The sequence below is a fragment of the Qipengyuania sp. genome, from assembly GCF_042095715.1.
GTDB lineage: Bacteria > Pseudomonadota > Alphaproteobacteria > Sphingomonadales > Sphingomonadaceae > Qipengyuania.
In genome coordinates this window covers 1-15783 of record NZ_JBELMO010000071.1, presented here as the reverse complement: position 1 = coordinate 15783, position 15783 = coordinate 1, and the positions used below count along the sequence as shown (strand labels likewise).

17 protein-coding genes are annotated in these 15783 nt (G+C 63.0%); 13 read left to right on the top strand and 4 right to left on the bottom strand.

What is annotated here, in order from left to right; all coding sequences use genetic code 11:
- Positions 1-183: 183 nt before the first annotated feature.
- The 4 genes from ffh to ACFDTG_RS13820 are packed head-to-tail and all read left to right on the top strand — an operon-like array spanning position 184 to position 3384.
- Complete coding sequence (gene ffh / locus ACFDTG_RS13835; RefSeq protein WP_375291604.1) at positions 184-1629, top strand: signal recognition particle protein; 1446 nt, start codon at positions 184-186, stop codon at positions 1627-1629.
- 34 nt (positions 1630-1663) lie between these two features.
- Positions 1664-2128, top strand: coding sequence for a 30S ribosomal protein S16 (gene rpsP / locus ACFDTG_RS13830; RefSeq protein WP_375291603.1), 465 nt, complete (start codon positions 1664-1666; stop codon positions 2126-2128).
- 9 nt (positions 2129-2137) lie between these two features.
- The gene (gene rimM, locus ACFDTG_RS13825; protein ID WP_375291602.1) at positions 2138-2623 is read left to right on the top strand and encodes a ribosome maturation factor RimM; all 486 of its coding nucleotides are present in this window, start codon (positions 2138-2140) and stop codon (positions 2621-2623) included.
- A gap of 47 nt (positions 2624-2670) precedes the next feature.
- Complete coding sequence (locus ACFDTG_RS13820; RefSeq protein ID WP_375291601.1) at positions 2671-3384, top strand: DUF5818 domain-containing protein; 714 nt, start codon at positions 2671-2673, stop codon at positions 3382-3384.
- 4 nt (positions 3385-3388) lie between these two features.
- On the opposite strand, the gene ACFDTG_RS13815 is transcribed toward ACFDTG_RS13820, so the two are convergent.
- Positions 3389-4309: an NAD(P)/FAD-dependent oxidoreductase gene (locus tag ACFDTG_RS13815; protein WP_375291600.1), complete on the bottom strand. Its 921-nt coding sequence runs from the start codon at positions 4307-4309 to the stop codon at positions 3389-3391.
- Positions 4310-4376: 67 nt separating this feature from the next.
- Here ACFDTG_RS13815 and ACFDTG_RS13810 point away from each other — a divergent pair, with 67 nt between their 5' ends.
- The 7 genes from ACFDTG_RS13810 to ACFDTG_RS13780 all read left to right on the top strand — a co-directional run bounded on the left by ACFDTG_RS13810 (position 4377) and on the right by ACFDTG_RS13780 (position 11141).
- Positions 4377-4658 carry a hypothetical protein gene (locus ACFDTG_RS13810; protein ID WP_375291599.1) on the top strand — a complete coding sequence of 94 codons (282 nt, stop codon included), beginning with the start codon at positions 4377-4379 and terminating at the stop codon, positions 4656-4658.
- Positions 4658-5389 (top strand): tRNA (guanosine(37)-N1)-methyltransferase TrmD, encoded by a 732-nt coding sequence (gene trmD, locus ACFDTG_RS13805; protein WP_375291598.1) that lies wholly within the window; start codon positions 4658-4660, stop codon positions 5387-5389. Before ACFDTG_RS13810 ends, trmD begins: the two co-directional genes overlap by 1 nt.
- A gap of 5 nt (positions 5390-5394) precedes the next feature.
- Complete coding sequence (gene rplS, locus ACFDTG_RS13800) at positions 5395-5763, top strand: 50S ribosomal protein L19 (protein ID WP_375291597.1); 369 nt, start codon at positions 5395-5397, stop codon at positions 5761-5763.
- 254 nt (positions 5764-6017) lie between these two features.
- Complete coding sequence (locus ACFDTG_RS13795; protein ID WP_375291596.1) at positions 6018-8249, top strand: DPP IV N-terminal domain-containing protein; 2232 nt, start codon at positions 6018-6020, stop codon at positions 8247-8249.
- Positions 8246-9430 carry an APC family permease gene (locus tag ACFDTG_RS13790; RefSeq protein ID WP_375291595.1) on the top strand — a complete coding sequence of 395 codons (1185 nt, stop codon included), beginning with the start codon at positions 8246-8248 and terminating at the stop codon, positions 9428-9430. Before ACFDTG_RS13795 ends, ACFDTG_RS13790 begins: the two co-directional genes overlap by 4 nt.
- Positions 9431-9489: 59 nt before the next feature.
- A complete protein-coding gene (locus ACFDTG_RS13785; protein WP_375291594.1) occupies positions 9490-10515 on the top strand; it encodes an aspartate-semialdehyde dehydrogenase in 1026 nt (341 codons plus the stop codon).
- Positions 10497-11141, top strand: coding sequence for a hypothetical protein (locus ACFDTG_RS13780; RefSeq protein WP_375291593.1), 645 nt, complete (start codon positions 10497-10499; stop codon positions 11139-11141). Before ACFDTG_RS13785 ends, ACFDTG_RS13780 begins: the two co-directional genes overlap by 19 nt.
- A 40-nt stretch (positions 11142-11181) precedes the next feature.
- Here ACFDTG_RS13780 and ACFDTG_RS13775 read toward each other — a convergent pair whose 3' ends face one another.
- Genes ACFDTG_RS13775 through ACFDTG_RS13765 form a run of 3 tightly spaced genes read right to left on the bottom strand, consistent with a single transcriptional unit; the run spans position 11182 to position 14354 of the window.
- Positions 11182-12798, bottom strand: coding sequence for a DHA2 family efflux MFS transporter permease subunit (locus tag ACFDTG_RS13775; RefSeq protein ID WP_375291592.1), 1617 nt, complete (start codon positions 12796-12798; stop codon positions 11182-11184).
- 1 nt (position 12799) lies between these two features.
- Complete coding sequence (locus ACFDTG_RS13770; protein ID WP_375291591.1) at positions 12800-13912, bottom strand: HlyD family efflux transporter periplasmic adaptor subunit; 1113 nt, start codon at positions 13910-13912, stop codon at positions 12800-12802.
- Complete coding sequence (locus tag ACFDTG_RS13765; RefSeq protein WP_375291590.1) at positions 13905-14354, bottom strand: MarR family winged helix-turn-helix transcriptional regulator; 450 nt, start codon at positions 14352-14354, stop codon at positions 13905-13907. Before ACFDTG_RS13765 ends, ACFDTG_RS13770 begins: the two co-directional genes overlap by 8 nt.
- Before the next feature lie 235 nt (positions 14355-14589).
- On the opposite strand from ACFDTG_RS13765, the gene ACFDTG_RS13760 reads away from it, so the two are divergent.
- The gene (locus ACFDTG_RS13760) at positions 14590-15354 is read left to right on the top strand and encodes an alpha/beta fold hydrolase (RefSeq protein ID WP_375291589.1); all 765 of its coding nucleotides are present in this window, start codon (positions 14590-14592) and stop codon (positions 15352-15354) included.
- Between the two features lie 40 nt (positions 15355-15394).
- On the top strand, positions 15395-15783 hold a 389-nt coding region (locus ACFDTG_RS13755; RefSeq protein ID WP_375291588.1), incomplete at its 3' end, for an ATP-dependent zinc protease.

Sequence of the window (15783 nt, the reverse complement as noted above, 5' to 3'; positions counted from 1 at the left end):
GGCAGATCCGTGTTCGAGTTTGATGGTAGCTTGCCGCGGCAACGGCGCCGGCTTGCTTCCACCACACCCGGGCAATAGTTTGGGTTTCATCGGGGAATTCCCCACGCTGGCCGACGAGTTCTCGTCCGCCGGCGTTTTTCGCGTTTATTCGAATCATCCGTGGTTCGAGGGAGTTGAGTAGGCATGTTCGACAATCTGTCCGATCGTCTCGGCAATGTGTTCGACCGCCTGAAGGGGCGTGGCGCGCTTTCCGAGCAGGACGTGCGCGAGGCCATGCGCGAGATACGCATCGCGCTGCTGGAAGCCGATGTCGCGCTGCCGGTGGTTCGCCGCTTCATCGACGCGGTCACCGAAAAGGCGATCGGCCAAGACGTCCTTCGTTCGGTCACACCCGGTCAGCAGGTGGTCAAGATCGTCAGCGACGAGCTGACCGATCTGCTGGGCGGCGAGGGCGGCGCGGAGAGCCTTGATCTCAATGCCAAGCCGCCCGTCGTGGTGATGATGGTCGGCCTGCAAGGCTCGGGTAAGACGACGACGACCGCCAAGCTCGGCCGCCTGCTGCGCGAAAAGCACGGCAAGAAGGCGCTGATGGCCTCGCTGGACGTCAATCGCCCGGCCGCGCAGGAGCAGCTCAAGGTGCTGGGCGAGCAGGTCGATGTGGCGACGCTGCCGATCGTCGCCGGCCAACAGCCTGTCGATATCGCGCGCCGAGCGATGGATTCGGCGCGGCTTCAGAACGTGGACGTGCTGCTGCTCGACACGGCGGGTCGCCTGCACGTCGACGAAGCGCTGATGGCCGAGATGAAGGCCATCGCGGGCGTCTCCACCCCCACCGAAGTGCTTCTGGTCGTCGACAGTCTGACCGGGCAGGATGCGGTCAATGTGGCGCAGAGCTTCACCGGCGAAGTGCCGCTGACTGGTGTGGTGCTGACCCGGATGGACGGCGATGCGCGCGGCGGTGCGGCGCTGTCGATGCGCTATGTTACCGGCAAGCCGATCAAGTTCGCCGGCACGGGCGAGAAGCTGGATGCGATCGAACCCTTCGATCCCAAGCGCGTGGCAGGCCGCATTCTGGGAATGGGCGACGTCGTCAGCCTGGTCGAACGCGCCGCGCAGACGATCAAGGAAGAAGACGCCGAACGTCTCGCCAAGCGCATGGCCAAGGGGCAGTTCGACCTCAACGACCTGCGCACCCAGCTTCGGCAGATGCAGAACATGGGCGGGCTTGGCATGCTGGCCGGCATGCTCCCCGGCATGAAGAAGGCCAAGGCCGCGATGGCCGAGAGCGGCATGAACGACAAGGTCCTGCTCCACATGGATGCCATCATCGGATCGATGACACCCAAGGAGCGTGAGCGGCCCGAGCTGATGAATGCCAAGCGCAAGAAGCGCGTGGCTGCGGGCGCCGGCATGCAGGTTCAGGATGTGAACAAGCTGCTCAAGATGCACCAGGAAATGTCGCGCGCCATGAAGCAGATCAAGAAGATGGGCGGGCTCAAGGGCCTTGGCGCCATGTTCGGCGGCGGGGGCGGCATGGGTGGTGCCGGCGGCGGCGCGCCCCCCGCGCTCCCGGGTCTGGGTGGAGGCTCCCTCCCGCCCAACATGCAGGATTTATTGAAAAAGAAGTGATTTTCGTAGTTTAGATTGGAAAGGTAAGTTCAAAATGGCAGTTGCAATTCGTCTTTCGCGTGGTGGTGCCAAGAAGCGCCCCTATTACCGCATCGTGGTGGCCGACAGCCGCGCCTCGCGTGACGGCAAGTATCTCGAGCAGATCGGCACCTACAACCCGCTGCTCCCCAAGGACAGCGAAGAGCGTGTGAAGCTGAACGAAGATCGTGCCCGTTACTGGGTCGGCGTCGGCGCGCAGCCCACCGACCGTGTCGCCCGCTTCCTCGACAAGGCCGGCATTCAGGAGCGTGCCGCGCGCAACAACCCGAACAAGGCCGAGCCGGGCGAAAAGGCCAAGGAGCGCGCCGAAGAGCGCGCCGCCAAGGCCGCCGAAGCCGAGGAAGCTGCAAAGTCCGCTCAGGAAGAAGCCAACGCACCGGCTGAAGAAGCCACTGCCGAGGACGCTCCCGCCGACGCTTCGGCCGAGGAAGCCACCACCGAAGAAAAGACCGAAGGTTAAGACCTTCGCATGACCGATCGCACCGTCACGCTGGCCGCCATCATCGGTGCGCATGGCGTGACGGGCGAGGTTCGCCTGAAGCTGTTCGGCGAAGGCCTGACTGCACTAAAGCCGCACAAGATCTTCAACGACGGCGCTCTTTCGCTGTCCAAGATCCGTGACGATGGGAAGGGTGGGGCCATCGCCCGCTTTGCCGAATGCCCGGACCGGACCGCTGCGGAAAAGCTGCGCGGAACGGCGCTGACCATTCCGCGCACCGCGCTCGCCCCGCTGGAAGAAGGCGAATTCTACTATTCCGACCTGTTGGATCTGCCTGTTGTCACCGACACCGGAGATGCGATCGGACGTGTCTGTGCGGTCGAGAATTTCGGGGCCACCGATATAGTCGAGATCGAGAAGACCGAGGGCGGCAAATTCATGGTCCCGCTCACCGAGCAGGCTGTGCCCGAATGGAACGAGGAACGGCTGGTTGTGAGTCCCGAATACATCATCTGAGCAGATTCTCAGCGGAACGAGCAGGCGCACCGGCCCATTGATTGGGTATGACACGCAACATTCCGACACTCGCCCTTTCCTTCATATTAGCGCTGGGAGCCTGTTCGGCAGGGCCTCAGGAGCCATCGGTCAGCGAGCCCCCACCCGCCGCAAAAAATCCGGCCGCAGGAACGCGGCCATCGGGCCAGCCCCAACTCGTCACCTATGAAGGGCGGCTGGAGGCTGGCACCGAATGCAGCGTGCTTCATACGCCGGACGGGCGGCGCTTCGCCGTCAGCCTTGGCGAAGCCGAATTCGCCCCAGGCGATTACGTTGCGATAACCGGCGAGATGGCAGACGCCAGCTTCTGCATGGAAGGGGAGGGCACGCTGATCCCACGGCGCATCAATGAAAAGGAGCCGCCAGCCCGAGATCGCGATCCGGCGCGAGCCGGGGGACTGGCGCTTACGAGCGATTACGTGCGCGGACGCTGGGTGGCAAAGGGCGCGAACGCAGATTGCGAGCGGCCGGATTTCGCCGTGACACACAATCGGAGTGGCGGATCGATCATCGAAACCCGCATCAATGGCATTCCCGCGACGGGCTATGTCGATGTCGGCCACACCCCCGCGCTTCGCTGGGATGAAGGCATTCCCACTCTGCCGATCGAGACGCGGGGGCCTGACGGACTTGCGGTAAAGCCCGCGCGGGGAGCAAAAACCGTGACGCTTGCTGGCCACCGGATCCAAGGTGACGGTGTCGTCTTCGTAAAATGCGCCTGAGGGATTAGCGGCGCAGCGGTGTCTTGCTCGCTAGATGATTGCGGATGGTGGTCGCGGCAACTCCGGCCTGGCCCATGGCGTGGCTGATCTGGTCCAGGCCTTTTACCACATCCCCTGCCGCGAAGAGACCGGGTATACTTGTTTCCAGATGGTCGTCGGTGATGATGCACCCTTCCCCGGTCAGCTTCGCGCCGACCTTTTCCGCCAGCCCCGATCGGATGACCGAACCCAGCGCGGGGTAAAGGCTGTCGAATTCCATCGTGCCTTTCGCGGTTTCGAACGCGATCCTGCCGTTTGCCACCGCGAAGCCGCCGCAGGGGCCGGCGACGCGCTTTATCCCGGCTTCGTCCAGCGCGGAGGAGCATTCTTTCGACAGGTCATGGTCGCCATGAGGGCAGACCAGCGTGATGTCGGCGGTGTAGGTCCGCAGGAATTGCGCCTCGGCAGTGCCATGATCTCCGGTTCCGATCACCGCCACGCGCTTGTCTGTCACCTCATAGCCGTCGCAAACCGGGCAATAACGGATCAGCCCCCGCGCCATTGCCTCGTCATGGAACCGGTCGTCGATGCCTTTGGGGCGGTTGTTGACTACGCCGGTCGCCAGCAGGACGGAGCGGGCTCGGTATTGCTCGTCATCGCAGCAGACGATGAAGTGAGTGCCTTCGATCTTGAGATCGGTGACCCGTTTGGGCTCGCGCAGGGCACCGTATTTCGCCGCCTGCTCGCGCATCCGGTCGAGCAGTTCCTCGCCATTGATTCCTTCGGGAAAGCCCGCATGGTTGTGGCTCGTCGGGATCCAGCTTGCCCGGCTCGTGCCACAGTCGAACAACCGGATCTTGAGGTAATAGCGGGCAAGATAGATCGCCGCGGTGAGGCCGGCGGGGCCGGCGCCCACGATGATGCAATCGTCGATTTGTTCGGTCATCGCGACCGCAACGCACGGGATGGCTTTGCGGTCCCCTGACGGGTATTCAATGCGGATGTTCGGGGTCTTGATCATCATCGGCGGCGCGATTCTCACCATGTCGATGATCGTCGCTATTCGCGCCACGCGATTCCGTTCAGCAGCCGTGGGGCTCGGGTGCCTCTTTTCGGTCGCACTCGCAATTCCCTTAAGCCTGTATCTCGTATCCGCCTGGCTCGGATCCAAAGAGTGCAGCGGTTATGCCTGCGGTATCGCCTTTTATTTGACGCTCATCACCTGGTTCCAACTGGCCCTTGGGGGCACGGTGGCGGCATTCGTTGCCCAGATGAAATTTGCGGGACGGGAGTGATGCCTTTCACCGCAAGCATACTCACCCTTTACCCCGAGATGTTCCCCGGGCCGCTGGGCGTTTCGCTTGCCGGGCGCGCGCTGGAGCGTGGCGACTGGTCCTGCGAAGCGGTGCAGATCCGTGACTTCGCGACCGACAAACATCGGACCGTGGACGATACGCCCGCGGGCGGCGGGGCGGGGATGGTGCTGAAGCCAAACGTGCTTGCGGCCGCGCTGGACAGCGTAACGCCGGGCCGCCCCGTCCTGGCCATGACTCCGCGCGGCAAGCCGATCGGTCAGCGGCGGATCCGCGAAATCGCCGCCGGGCCCGGCATAGTGATAATCTGCGGCCGTTTCGAAGGCTTCGACGAGCGCTTTTTCGAAGCGCGCCCCCAGATCGAGGAGGTCAGCCTCGCCGACATCGTCCTTTCGGGCGGCGAGACTGCCGCGCTTGCCATTCTGGACGCTTGCATTCGGCTGCTTCCCGGAGTAATGGGCGCGCCCGAAAGCGGGCATGAGGAGTCGTTCGAAAGCGGACTGCTCGAATACCCGCATTACACCCGACCTCAGGAATGGGAAGGGCGCACGATCCCTGAAGTGCTGCGATCGGGGGATCATGCGAAGATCGCGGCGTGGCGGCAACGTCAGGCCGAGGATATCACACGGTTACGCAGGCCGGACCTTTGGGAGCGCTATCGTGGCGTTCGGGACCAGTCTGCCTCTGGCGCGCGGCACGAAGACCAGGATTGATTGCAATGAACCTGATCCAGCAGCTCGAGGCGGAAGCCGTCGAGAACCTCGGCAAGGACATCCCCGAATTTCGCGCGGGCGACACCGTCCGTGTCGGCGTGAAGGTGATCGAAGGCACGCGCGAGCGTGTTCAGAACTTCGAAGGCGTCGTGATCGCCCGTTCGAACCGTTCGATCAACAGCAACTTCACCGTGCGCAAGATGAGCTTCGGTGAGGGCGTGGAACGCGTGTTCCCGCTCTATTCGCCGATCGTTGACAGCATCACCGTGGTTCGCCGCGGCGTGGTGCGTCGCGCGAAGCTGTATTACCTGCGCGGTCGCACCGGCAAGAGCGCGCGTATCGCCGAACGTCGCGACAACGCGCCCAAGGCGTAATTTCGCCTCACAGGACGAAAAAGAGAGGGCGGCCTCCCATCGGGATGGCCGCCCTTAGTCTGTCTGGGAACGATGCGACCAGCCACCACGTCAGGGGCACCGGTCGCGGCAAGGTGACGCAATTGCGTTAGCGCGCCCTCTCGAAGGGCGCTTAACCCGAAATTGACCATCACCGTTTGCAGCGAAAAAAGCGCGTTGCGGGACGGGCGGGCGCGTGGTTAGGCTGGCATGGCAAAGCTACCGGAGAGACCCTCTTGCGCCATATCCTACTCGCCGCAGCGGCGGCGCTGGCCGTCACATCCCCGATTACCGCTCAGGAGAAGCCGGACATGCCGCGGGAACTGACCTTCGAACGCGTCTTCGCGAGCCCCAGCCTGGCAGGGCAAATGCCGCGCGGGGTGAAGCTGTCGCCCGACGGCAAATGGCTGACCGTTCTGCGCAGCCGGGCCAAGGACAAGGACCGTTACGATCTGTGGGGGTATGAACGCGCGACCGGAGAATGGCGCATGCTGGTGGACAGCGAGAAGGTCGGCAGCGGCCGCGAGCTGTCCGAGGCCGAGAAGATGCAGCGCGAACGCCAGCGCATCGGCAAGTTGAAAGGCATCGTGACCTATGACTGGGCGCCAGACGGCAGCGCGATCCTGGTGCCGCTCGATGGCGATCTCTATCTGGCGAGCCTGGATGGAGAAGTGAAGCGGCTGACCAACACGGCGGAGGGCGAACTCAACCCCACGCTCAGCGAAACCGGACGATTTCTGTCTTTCGTGCGTGACGGCCGGGTGTACGTCGGCGCGGTGGGCAGCGGCGATGCGCGCCCGATCACGCCGGAAGAGGCGGCCGACACGGTCGGTTGGGGCGTGGCCGAATTCGTCAGTCAGGAGGAATTCGATCGCATCAAGGGTTTGTGGTGGTCGCCTGACGACCGTCGTCTGGCGATCCAGCGAACCGACGAGGCGCCTGTTGGCATAGTGACCCGCACCGCGATCGGGGCGGATGCGACGACAGTGACCCAGCAGCGCTATCCCGCAGCGGGCACCGACAACGCGATCGTGCAGCTTTTCGTGTTGGACCCGGACGGTGGCAACCGCGTCGAGGTGGACCTTGGCGCCGACAAGGATTTCTACCTCGGCCGCGTCGACTGGTCGCGCGACGGCAAGACGCTCTACGTACAGCGCATCTCGCGGGCGCAAGACAGGCTCGACATGATCGCGGCCGATCCCGCGACGGGCGCAAGCCGGGTGCTGTTCAGTGAGAATGCCGCGCAGGGCCACTGGATCAACCTGACCGACAACTATCGCTGGCTAAAGGACGGCAGTCTGATCTGGTGGTCGGAGCGCGATGGTTATGGCCATCTCTATCGCTGGAAGGACGGCAGATTCTCGCAGCTGACCAAGGGCGAATGGGTGGTGGACAGCCTCGACGGGGTGGATGAGGACAAGGGGCTGGTGTTCTTCGATGCCAATCGCGACGATGCGCTGTCACAGCAGACCTATGTGGTTTCGCTCGACAAACCGGGCGAGCCCCGGCGCATCACCGATCCGGCATATACCAACAGTGCGACGATGGATGGCAAGGCGCGGGCGCTGCTGATCACGCGGAGCAATGCCACACAGCCGACGCAGGTCTATCTTGCCGATACCGCGGGCAAGCCGCTGACCTGGGTTTCCGAAAACAGGGTCGATGCGGACCATCCCTATGCGCCCTTCGTGGAGGCGCAGCGCGAAGAGATCTTCGGTACCTTGAAGGCCGACGACGGCCAGACGCTGCATTGGCGCATGATCAAGCCCGAAATGGAGCCGGGCAAACGCTATCCCGTGTTCTTCATCCACTACGGCGGCCCGCATGTGCAGACCGTGAAGAAGGGATGGACCAGCCCGCTGGAGCAGGCCATCGCCGCAAAAGGCTACATCGTGTTCGAACTGGACAATCGCGGCAGTTCCAATCGCGGCGTCGCGTTCGAAAAACCGATCTACCGCGCCATGGGCGGCGTGGAGGTTGCGGACCAGAAGGTGGGGGCGGAATATCTCAAGACGCTTCCCTTCGTCGATCCGGACAAGATCGCGACTTATGGCTGGTCCTACGGTGGGTACATGACGCTGAAGATGCTGGAAGCCGACCCAGGTCTGTACGCGGCTGGCATCGCCGGCGCCCCGGTCACCAAGTGGGAGCTTTACGATACCGCCTATACTGAACGCTACATGGGCGATCCGCGACAGGTGCAGGATGCGTACGATAAGGCCAGCACATTGCCCGATGCCGCCAGGATCGACGATCCCCTGCTGCTGGTCCACGGGATGAGCGACGACAACGTCGTGTTCTCGAACTCGACCGCCATGGCAAGCGCACTGCAGCATGCCGGCGTGCAGTTCGAAATGATGTTCTATCCTGGCGAGACGCATAGCGTGGGTGGGCCGGAGATCAGCCCGCATCTGTGGAATACCATTATGGGCTTTCTCGATCGGCACGGCGTGACACCGCCGCAATGAGCGGGAAATCGTCGCAGGGGACGCTGGGTCTCCCTGCCGTCTGGGCGATTGCCGTTGGCGGAATGGTGGGCGGCGGGATTTTCTCCACCTTGGGGGTGGTGATATCCAGCGCAGGCCATTGGGCGGCGCTCAGTTTTATTCTTGGCGGGCTCATCGCCTATGCCACCGGCCACAGCCTTGCCGCGCTGACCGTAGAGAAGGACGAGGCAGGGGGAATCTACAGTTTCCTGCGCGATCTCGGGCGACCCCGCCTGGCGCGTTCGGCGGCGTGGGTGCTGCTGGCCGGATATGTGCTAACCTGCGCGGTCTATGCCTACACCTTCGGCGCTTACCTCGGCCATGCGCTGGGCGGGCCGGCCTGGCTTCCGCAGGCGATGGCCGCCTTCGCAATTCTGGTGATGACGGCCATCAACCTTCGCGGCGCTGGACAGGCCGCCGGGGTGGAGATCGCCATCGTGATCGCCAAGCTGGCGATCTTGGCGGCCCTTGCTGCCTTCGGCCTTTCGCAATTCGATGTCGAGCGCCTCTCCATTCCCGCGCAACCGGGCTGGCTGGGTATCGTGATCGGTGCGGCCAGCGTTTTCATGGCGTACGAGGGCTTCGAACTGATTGCCTATGATTACGAGGAGATGAAGGATCGCAAGGCTCTGATGGGCCGTATTATGCCGTTGGCGATCGGCAGCGCCGCACTCATCTATGTGCTGGTATGCCTCGCCGTGCCCATGCTCACCGGGACCAGGGCAATTATCGAGAACGGGGAAGTGGCGCTCTCGCAGGCGGGGCAGGCGGCGCTCGGCACCCCCGGTCTTATCGCCGTGACGATCGCTGCGGCGCTTTCCACCGGTTCGGCCATCAACGCGACCCTGTTCTCCTCCGCGCGCCTCGCGGAAACGGTGTCGGGAGATGGCGCACTTCCCGAGGCGCTTGGCAAGCGTAATGCGAGCGGGGCGCCGCAGGGAGCGGTCCTTACGCTGGCGGCGCTGGCACTGGCGCTGGCGGTTTTGGGCGGGCTCGATGCTTTGGTGCAGGGGGCCAGCGTGGTGTTCCTGTTGGTGTTCGGCATCCTAAACGCTCTCGCTCTCAAGGAAAGCGTTGGGCGCCGCATCGTCACTCTACCAGGCGCGATCGGGGCGTTTGCCGCCCTTGTAGTACTGATCCTCCATCTGGTGGGCGTTATCTGACCCTTGCTCAGCGCGGCGCAACCGCTATCTCGTCCGCAAGTCGTTAATAGGAGTTTCGATTGGGCTATCGTGTTGCCGTAGTTGGCGCGACCGGGAATGTCGGGCGCGAAGTGATGCAGATCCTGGCCGAGCGGGAGTTCCCGTGTGACGAGGTGGCGGCGGTCGCATCCAGCCGCTCGCACGGGACGGAGGTCGAATTCGGCGACACTGGCAAGATGCTCAAATGCAAGAATATCGAGCATTTCGACTGGGCCGGTTGGGACATCGCGCTGTTTGCGGCTGGGAGCGGTCCTGCAAAAGATTATGCGCCCAAGGCAGCCGCGGCCGGCTGCGTGGTCATCGACAATTCCAGCCTCTATCGCATGGCCCCGGACGTTCCGCTGATCGTGCCGGAGGTCAATCCGCAGGATATCCATGGGTATTCGAAGCGCAATATCATCGCCAACCCCAACTGTTCCACCGCCCAGCTTGTGGTGGCGCTAAAGCCTTTGCACGATGTCGCCACGATCAAGCGCGTCGTTGTCAGCACCTATCAATCGGTGTCGGGCGCGGGGAAGGCGGGCATGGACGAGCTGTTCCAGCAGAGCCGTGCGATCTTCGTGGGCGATCAGGTGGAGCCAGTGAAGTTCACCAAGCAGATCGCCTTCAACGTCATCCCGCACATCGATGTTTTCCTGGACGATGGGTCGACCAAGGAAGAATGGAAGATGGTGGTCGAGACCAAGAAAATCCTCGACCCCAAGATCAAGCTCACCGCGACCTGCGTGCGTGTGCCGGTATTCGTGGGCCATTCCGAAGCGGTATCGATCGAATTCGAGGAGGAACTCTCGGCGGAGCGCGCTCAGGAAATTCTGCGCGAGGCGCCCGGATGTATGCTCATCGACAAGCGCGAGGACGGGGGATATGTCACCCCGGTCGAAGCCGCGGGCGATAGTGCGACCTACATCAGCCGCGTGCGGGAGGATCCCACAGTGGAGAACGGCCTCAACCTATGGTGCGTATCCGACAATCTGCGCAAGGGCGCGGCACTCAATGCGGTCCAGATCGCCGAATTGCTCGGTCGCGAATGTCTGAAGAAAGGGTGATGCACTGGCGGTTGGCGATGACGGCCGCCATGTGCGGGATCTTCGCCGTGGCCTGTTCTTCTGGCGATAAGGTAACGGAGCCTGAAACGCAGCAGAGCGCGCGACCCTTCGCGGTGCAGGATAACGAGGAAGCTCGGCGCGTTTCGGACCAGCCGGGTCAGGCGGCTAACGACGGGCCTGTCTTTGCTCTGCTGCCTGACGGGCTGGTGGTCACGCACGGCAGCGCGAAGGGGCAGGCGGTGACGCTGCTGCAGTTTGGCGATGCGCAGGACCAGACGATCGATGCCCTGTCGCGCGATCTTGGCAAGCCGCTGGAGAGCGACAATTCAAACTGCAGCGACGGAGCCCTGCATTTCGCGGATTTCGGAGAGCTGCGCGCTTCCTTCTCGGACGGCAAATTCGTCGGCTGGCGAACGGAGAGGGGCAAGGGGTTGCCGACGGGTGATGGTATCGGACCCGACACGTCGTTTCGCTCGCTAGAGAAAATTGGTGCTCAGATGGTGCGCGATACCGATACCGACGGGGAATTCGTGTTGGCCGGGTCTCCCTTTGGCAAGGGGATGGGTGGAATACTTAGCCCCGACGAGCGCGTTTTGTCCCTGCACGCCGGGGAAAATTGTCTCTAAACACGGCAGCCATGCCCCCCGCAAAACGGAACCTTTTCCGTCAGTGGCCCATCGCGCCTTCCGCCGGGGCGGCGGGTGCCTTTCCGGAGGGCTTGCGCAGCATAAGCGCCAGCGGGATGGCTAACAGGCTCAGCCAGGTCATCATGTAGTAGTCATCGATATAGGCCACCATCGCAGCCTGGCGATTAACCTCGGCATCGATTGCGCTCAACGCTACGTCACCCAGCATTTGGTAACGGTCGGCGGTGGAATAATCGAGCAGGCTGCCGATCCCCCCGGTGACATGGCTCACCAGCCCCTCGTGCACCGTCTGAATGTTGCGCGTCAGCATGACGGTGGTCAGCGAAATGCCAACCGAAGCGCCGAGCGAGCGCAGCAGGTTGAGCAGACTGGATCCGTCCGTCCGCAAACGCGGCGGGAGGGTGGCGAAGGCGCTGATGTTGAGCGGGATGAAGACAAGACCCATGCCCAGCCCCTGAAGCACGCCCGTACTGACGACGTGAAACTGATCGATCTGAAGCGACCATTTGGCCATCAGCCACAGGCTTGCGCTCATCAGCAGAAAGCCGGTGATGATGATCGGCCTGGCATCGACCCCACGCTTGGTGAGCTGGCCAGCGACCTGCATCGAAAGCAGAACACCAATGCCCCGGGGCATCAAAACCATTCCGGTGTCGATGACGCTGTATCCGAACAGATGCTGGAGCATCGGCGGCAGCAGCGCCATTGGGGCGAACATCACGATTCCCATGACGAACATGATCAGCAATGCGATTGAGAAATTTCGGTTGGCGAAAAGTTCGGCATCGAACAGCGGGTTGCGCCCCGTCACCAGATGGACCGTCGCCATCCAGGCTGCGCCGATGCAGGTGACGGCGTAGATCCAGATTTCCTTGCTGGAGAACCAGTCCACCTGCTGTCCCCGGTCGAGCATCAGTTGCAGCGCGCTGAGCGCGATCCCGATGAGCGCGAAGCCAAGTATATCGAACCGGCGTCTCGTCGTTTCGCGGGAGGGGAGCTGGGTAATCAGGATTGCCAGACTGATGATGCCGACCGGCAGGTTTACGTAGAACACCCAGCGCCAGTTCCAGTTCTCCGTGAGATAGCCGCCCAGCACCGGGCCCAGGATCGGACCGATCATGATGCCCATACCCCAGATGGCCATCATCTGCGGCTGTCTGCTGGGCTTGGTGGTGTCGAGCATGAAGCTTTGGCTGAGCGGAGCAATAAAGGCACCCGCCACACCTTGAAACGCGCGGAACAGCACCATTTCCGTGAGGTTCTGCGCCATCCCGCACATCATGGATGCAACGATGAATCCTGCAACGGAACCGATGAAAAGACGCCGGGCCCCGATTCTGTCCGCGAGCCAGCCGGTGATCGGCATGGCGACCGCGCTGGCGATGATGTAGCTTGTGAGAACCCAGGTCACCGTGTCGGCGGTGGCGCCCAGCGAGCTCTGCATGTGCGGTATCGCGACATTGGCGATGGTCGTGTCAAGGACCTGGAGCAGGGACGCCGCCATGATCCCCACGATCAGAAGGCCGTGGTTGGCAACCGGAAGGTGGGGCACATCCGCCTGCTCGGGCGCCCCCGAAGGGGCAGGGCCGGCGGCGGGGGGCCGCGCCGGCCCCTTGGAAGCGACGGCACCCGCCATGCTACTTGCCTTCGTCGGTAAACACGGTGACTTCGGTCGAAAGCCCGGCGATCAGGGGGCGCGGGCTGCTGCCGTCGATTGCGATGCGAACCGGCACCCGCTGGGTCACCTTGACCCAATTGCCGGTCGCATTCTGCGCCGGAAGCACGGAGAATTCGCTGCCGGTTCCAGCACCGATGGATTCGACGTGGCCCTTCAGTTTGAGATCCGGATAGGCATCCATTGTGATCTCTGCGCGCTGGCCCACCCGCATATCGGCAAGGTCCGTCTCCTTGTAGTTCGCTTCGACGTAGCTGGTGCCGCCCCCGACCAGCGTTAGGACTGGGAGGCCCTGCACGATCTGCTGCCCCACCTGGAGCCGGTCCGCCTCGGCGATCCGTCCGGCCATCGGGGCGCGGACCTCTGTCCGCTTAAGATTGAGCTCAGCAACCGCACGGCTCGCTTCTGCCTGCGCTATGGCGGGGTTCTTGCCCGGAACTGCCGATCCGTTGGCCAGACGCGCTTTCGCCGCGGCCTGACGCGCCTGGGCCGCACGCAGCTCCTCGCGCGCCTGATTGACGGCATGTTCCGCCGCATCGTGATCTGCCTTGGTGACAAAGCCACGCTTGAAGAGTGCGTCCTTGCGCGCGAAATCTGCTTGGGCGAATCCGATGTCCTCGCGCGCGGCCGAGATATCGGCACCGGAAAGGTCCGCCGAGCCGCGCAGGGCGGTCACGTTGGCCTGCGCGCTGGCAATGTTCGCATTGGCCTCGGCGATAGCCAGGCGATAGGGCTCCCGATCGATACGAAACAGAAGGTCTCCGGCCTTCACCATGTCGCCTTCGGACACGTAGACATCGGAAATGTCGCCGCCGACCTGGGCGCTTACGGAGACTTTGTCCTGCTTGATATAGGCGTTGTCGGTCGAAACCTTGCCCGCCAGGCTGAGCCAATAGATCGTGGCGCCTGCGACCAGTATCAGCGGCACGATCGCCATGAGGGCCAGCCGTCCCCAGCGGCGCCGGGGCTTTGCTGTGCCGGCGGTGTCAGCCTCTGCCGAAGCGGGACCTTCGCGTGCAGGGTCATCCGTTTCGGTCGCGTCATCTGTGAGAATGGGGCTGTCGGCTTCAGCCATGAGTTGCTTCCTTTGCGTTCAGCCGTTCGAGGGAGAGGTTTTCGGAGACCATTTCCAGCAAACGGGTCAGTTCCTGCGCTTCGCTCGCCGTCATCCCGGCCAGCATATCAGCGACCAACCCGTCTACGCGCGGTCGGAGTTCGGCCACTATAGCTTCGCTTTTGGCGGTCAGGCGCAACATGCGCGCCCTTCTGTCTCTGGGATCGGAGACCCGCTCTATCCAGCCTGCTTCCTCCATCCGATCGATCAGACGGGTAAGAGTGATGGGCTCCACCTCCAGACGATCGGCGTAGAATGCCTGGTTGCGGTTCGGAAATTTGACGAGACTGAGGAGCAAGCGGGCTTGGGACGAGGTCAGCCCCAGGACACGCACGCGCTCGTCAAAGGCCCGGCGTAGCAGGCGTGAGGAGTCCGCGAGCAGATATCCCGGATTGTGTTCCATGCCGGGCATATAATAAGTATGCTTATCATTGCAAAGTTGCGATTGAGTGCTTTTCGTGCAGTTCGATTTGCATTTGGTGCACCGGACTCTTTGGAGGCCACTTGCCCGGCCAAGAGAGTTGATGGAGAGAAACCGCCAGCTAAGGGTAGACACCTGCGCTTCGGCGCGAAAACAACGGCCGATCACACCATGGTGGCTCAGCGTTGGCTCGACGACACCCGGAGAAATTACCAGAATGACCGACGCCTCCCTCCAGACCTTCCCCGGCTTCGATAGAGCCGATCTGGCTCTACACCGGCTTGGCAGCGGGCGACCGGTGATCCTGCTTCATGGCCTGTTCTCCGATGCCCGAATGAACTGGATCAAATGGGGCCACGCGCAGGCGATAGCCGGGAAGGGCTATGAAGTGCTGATGCCCGATCTTCGCGCTCATGGCGCCAGCGCGGCTCCGCAGGACGGGCAGTCCTATCCGCAGGACGTGCTCCTTCGCGACCTCGTCGCGCTGATCGATCACCTCGACCTAAGCGACTTCGACCTGGGCGGATTTTCTCTGGGCGCCCGCGCCGCCGTCCACGCGGTCGCACGGGGACTCGTGGAACCGGCCCGCCTGATCGTGGGGGGCATGGGAGTAGCGGGGCTGGCCGGCTGGTCGCGGCGCGCGGCCCATTTCACCCGCGTCATCGAGGAATTCGATGCCATCCCCAAGGGCGATCCGGCCTGGTATTCCGTCCAGTTCATGAAATCTCAGAAGATCGACCGGATTGCGGCGCGGCATCTGATCGGCACTTTCACAGATCTGCCGCTCGATCTCCTGGACGCAGTGACCATGCCCACCCTGGTCGTGTGCGGGGATGAGGACGAGGACAACGGCTCTGCCCCTGAACTGGCAGAGCGTCTTCCCCATGCCACTTATGTCTCCGTCCCCGGCACGCATATGGGCAGCGTGACCCGCCCTGAACTGGGACGCGCGATGGCCGACTGGCTTGGGGCGCCCGAGTAGGCTACGCTGATCGCGGAAGATATCGGGGAGTTACAGGGTTTTGGCGAAACGCGAGATGCATGTGGTCGGTTGGCGAGAGCTTGTGGAATTGCCCGAACTGGGGCTGCATGCCGTCCCCGCCAAGATAGACACCGGCGCGCGCACATCCTCCCTCCACGCCGTCATCCTCGACGAATATGATCGGGACGGGCAAACCTTCGTTCGCTTTGCGGTGGATTTCGCGCGGCAGCATGTCCGCCAGGTGTGCGAGGCGGTGCACGTGGATTGGCGCGGCATCACCAGTTCGAACGGCGATACCCAGCGCCGCCGCATCGTGAAAACGCCACTCAAGATCGGGCCGGTCGAATTTCGCGCGGAAATCAGCCTTGCCGATCGATCGGACATGCGATTTCCGATGCTCATCGGGCGATCTTCGCTTAGGAGGCGCTT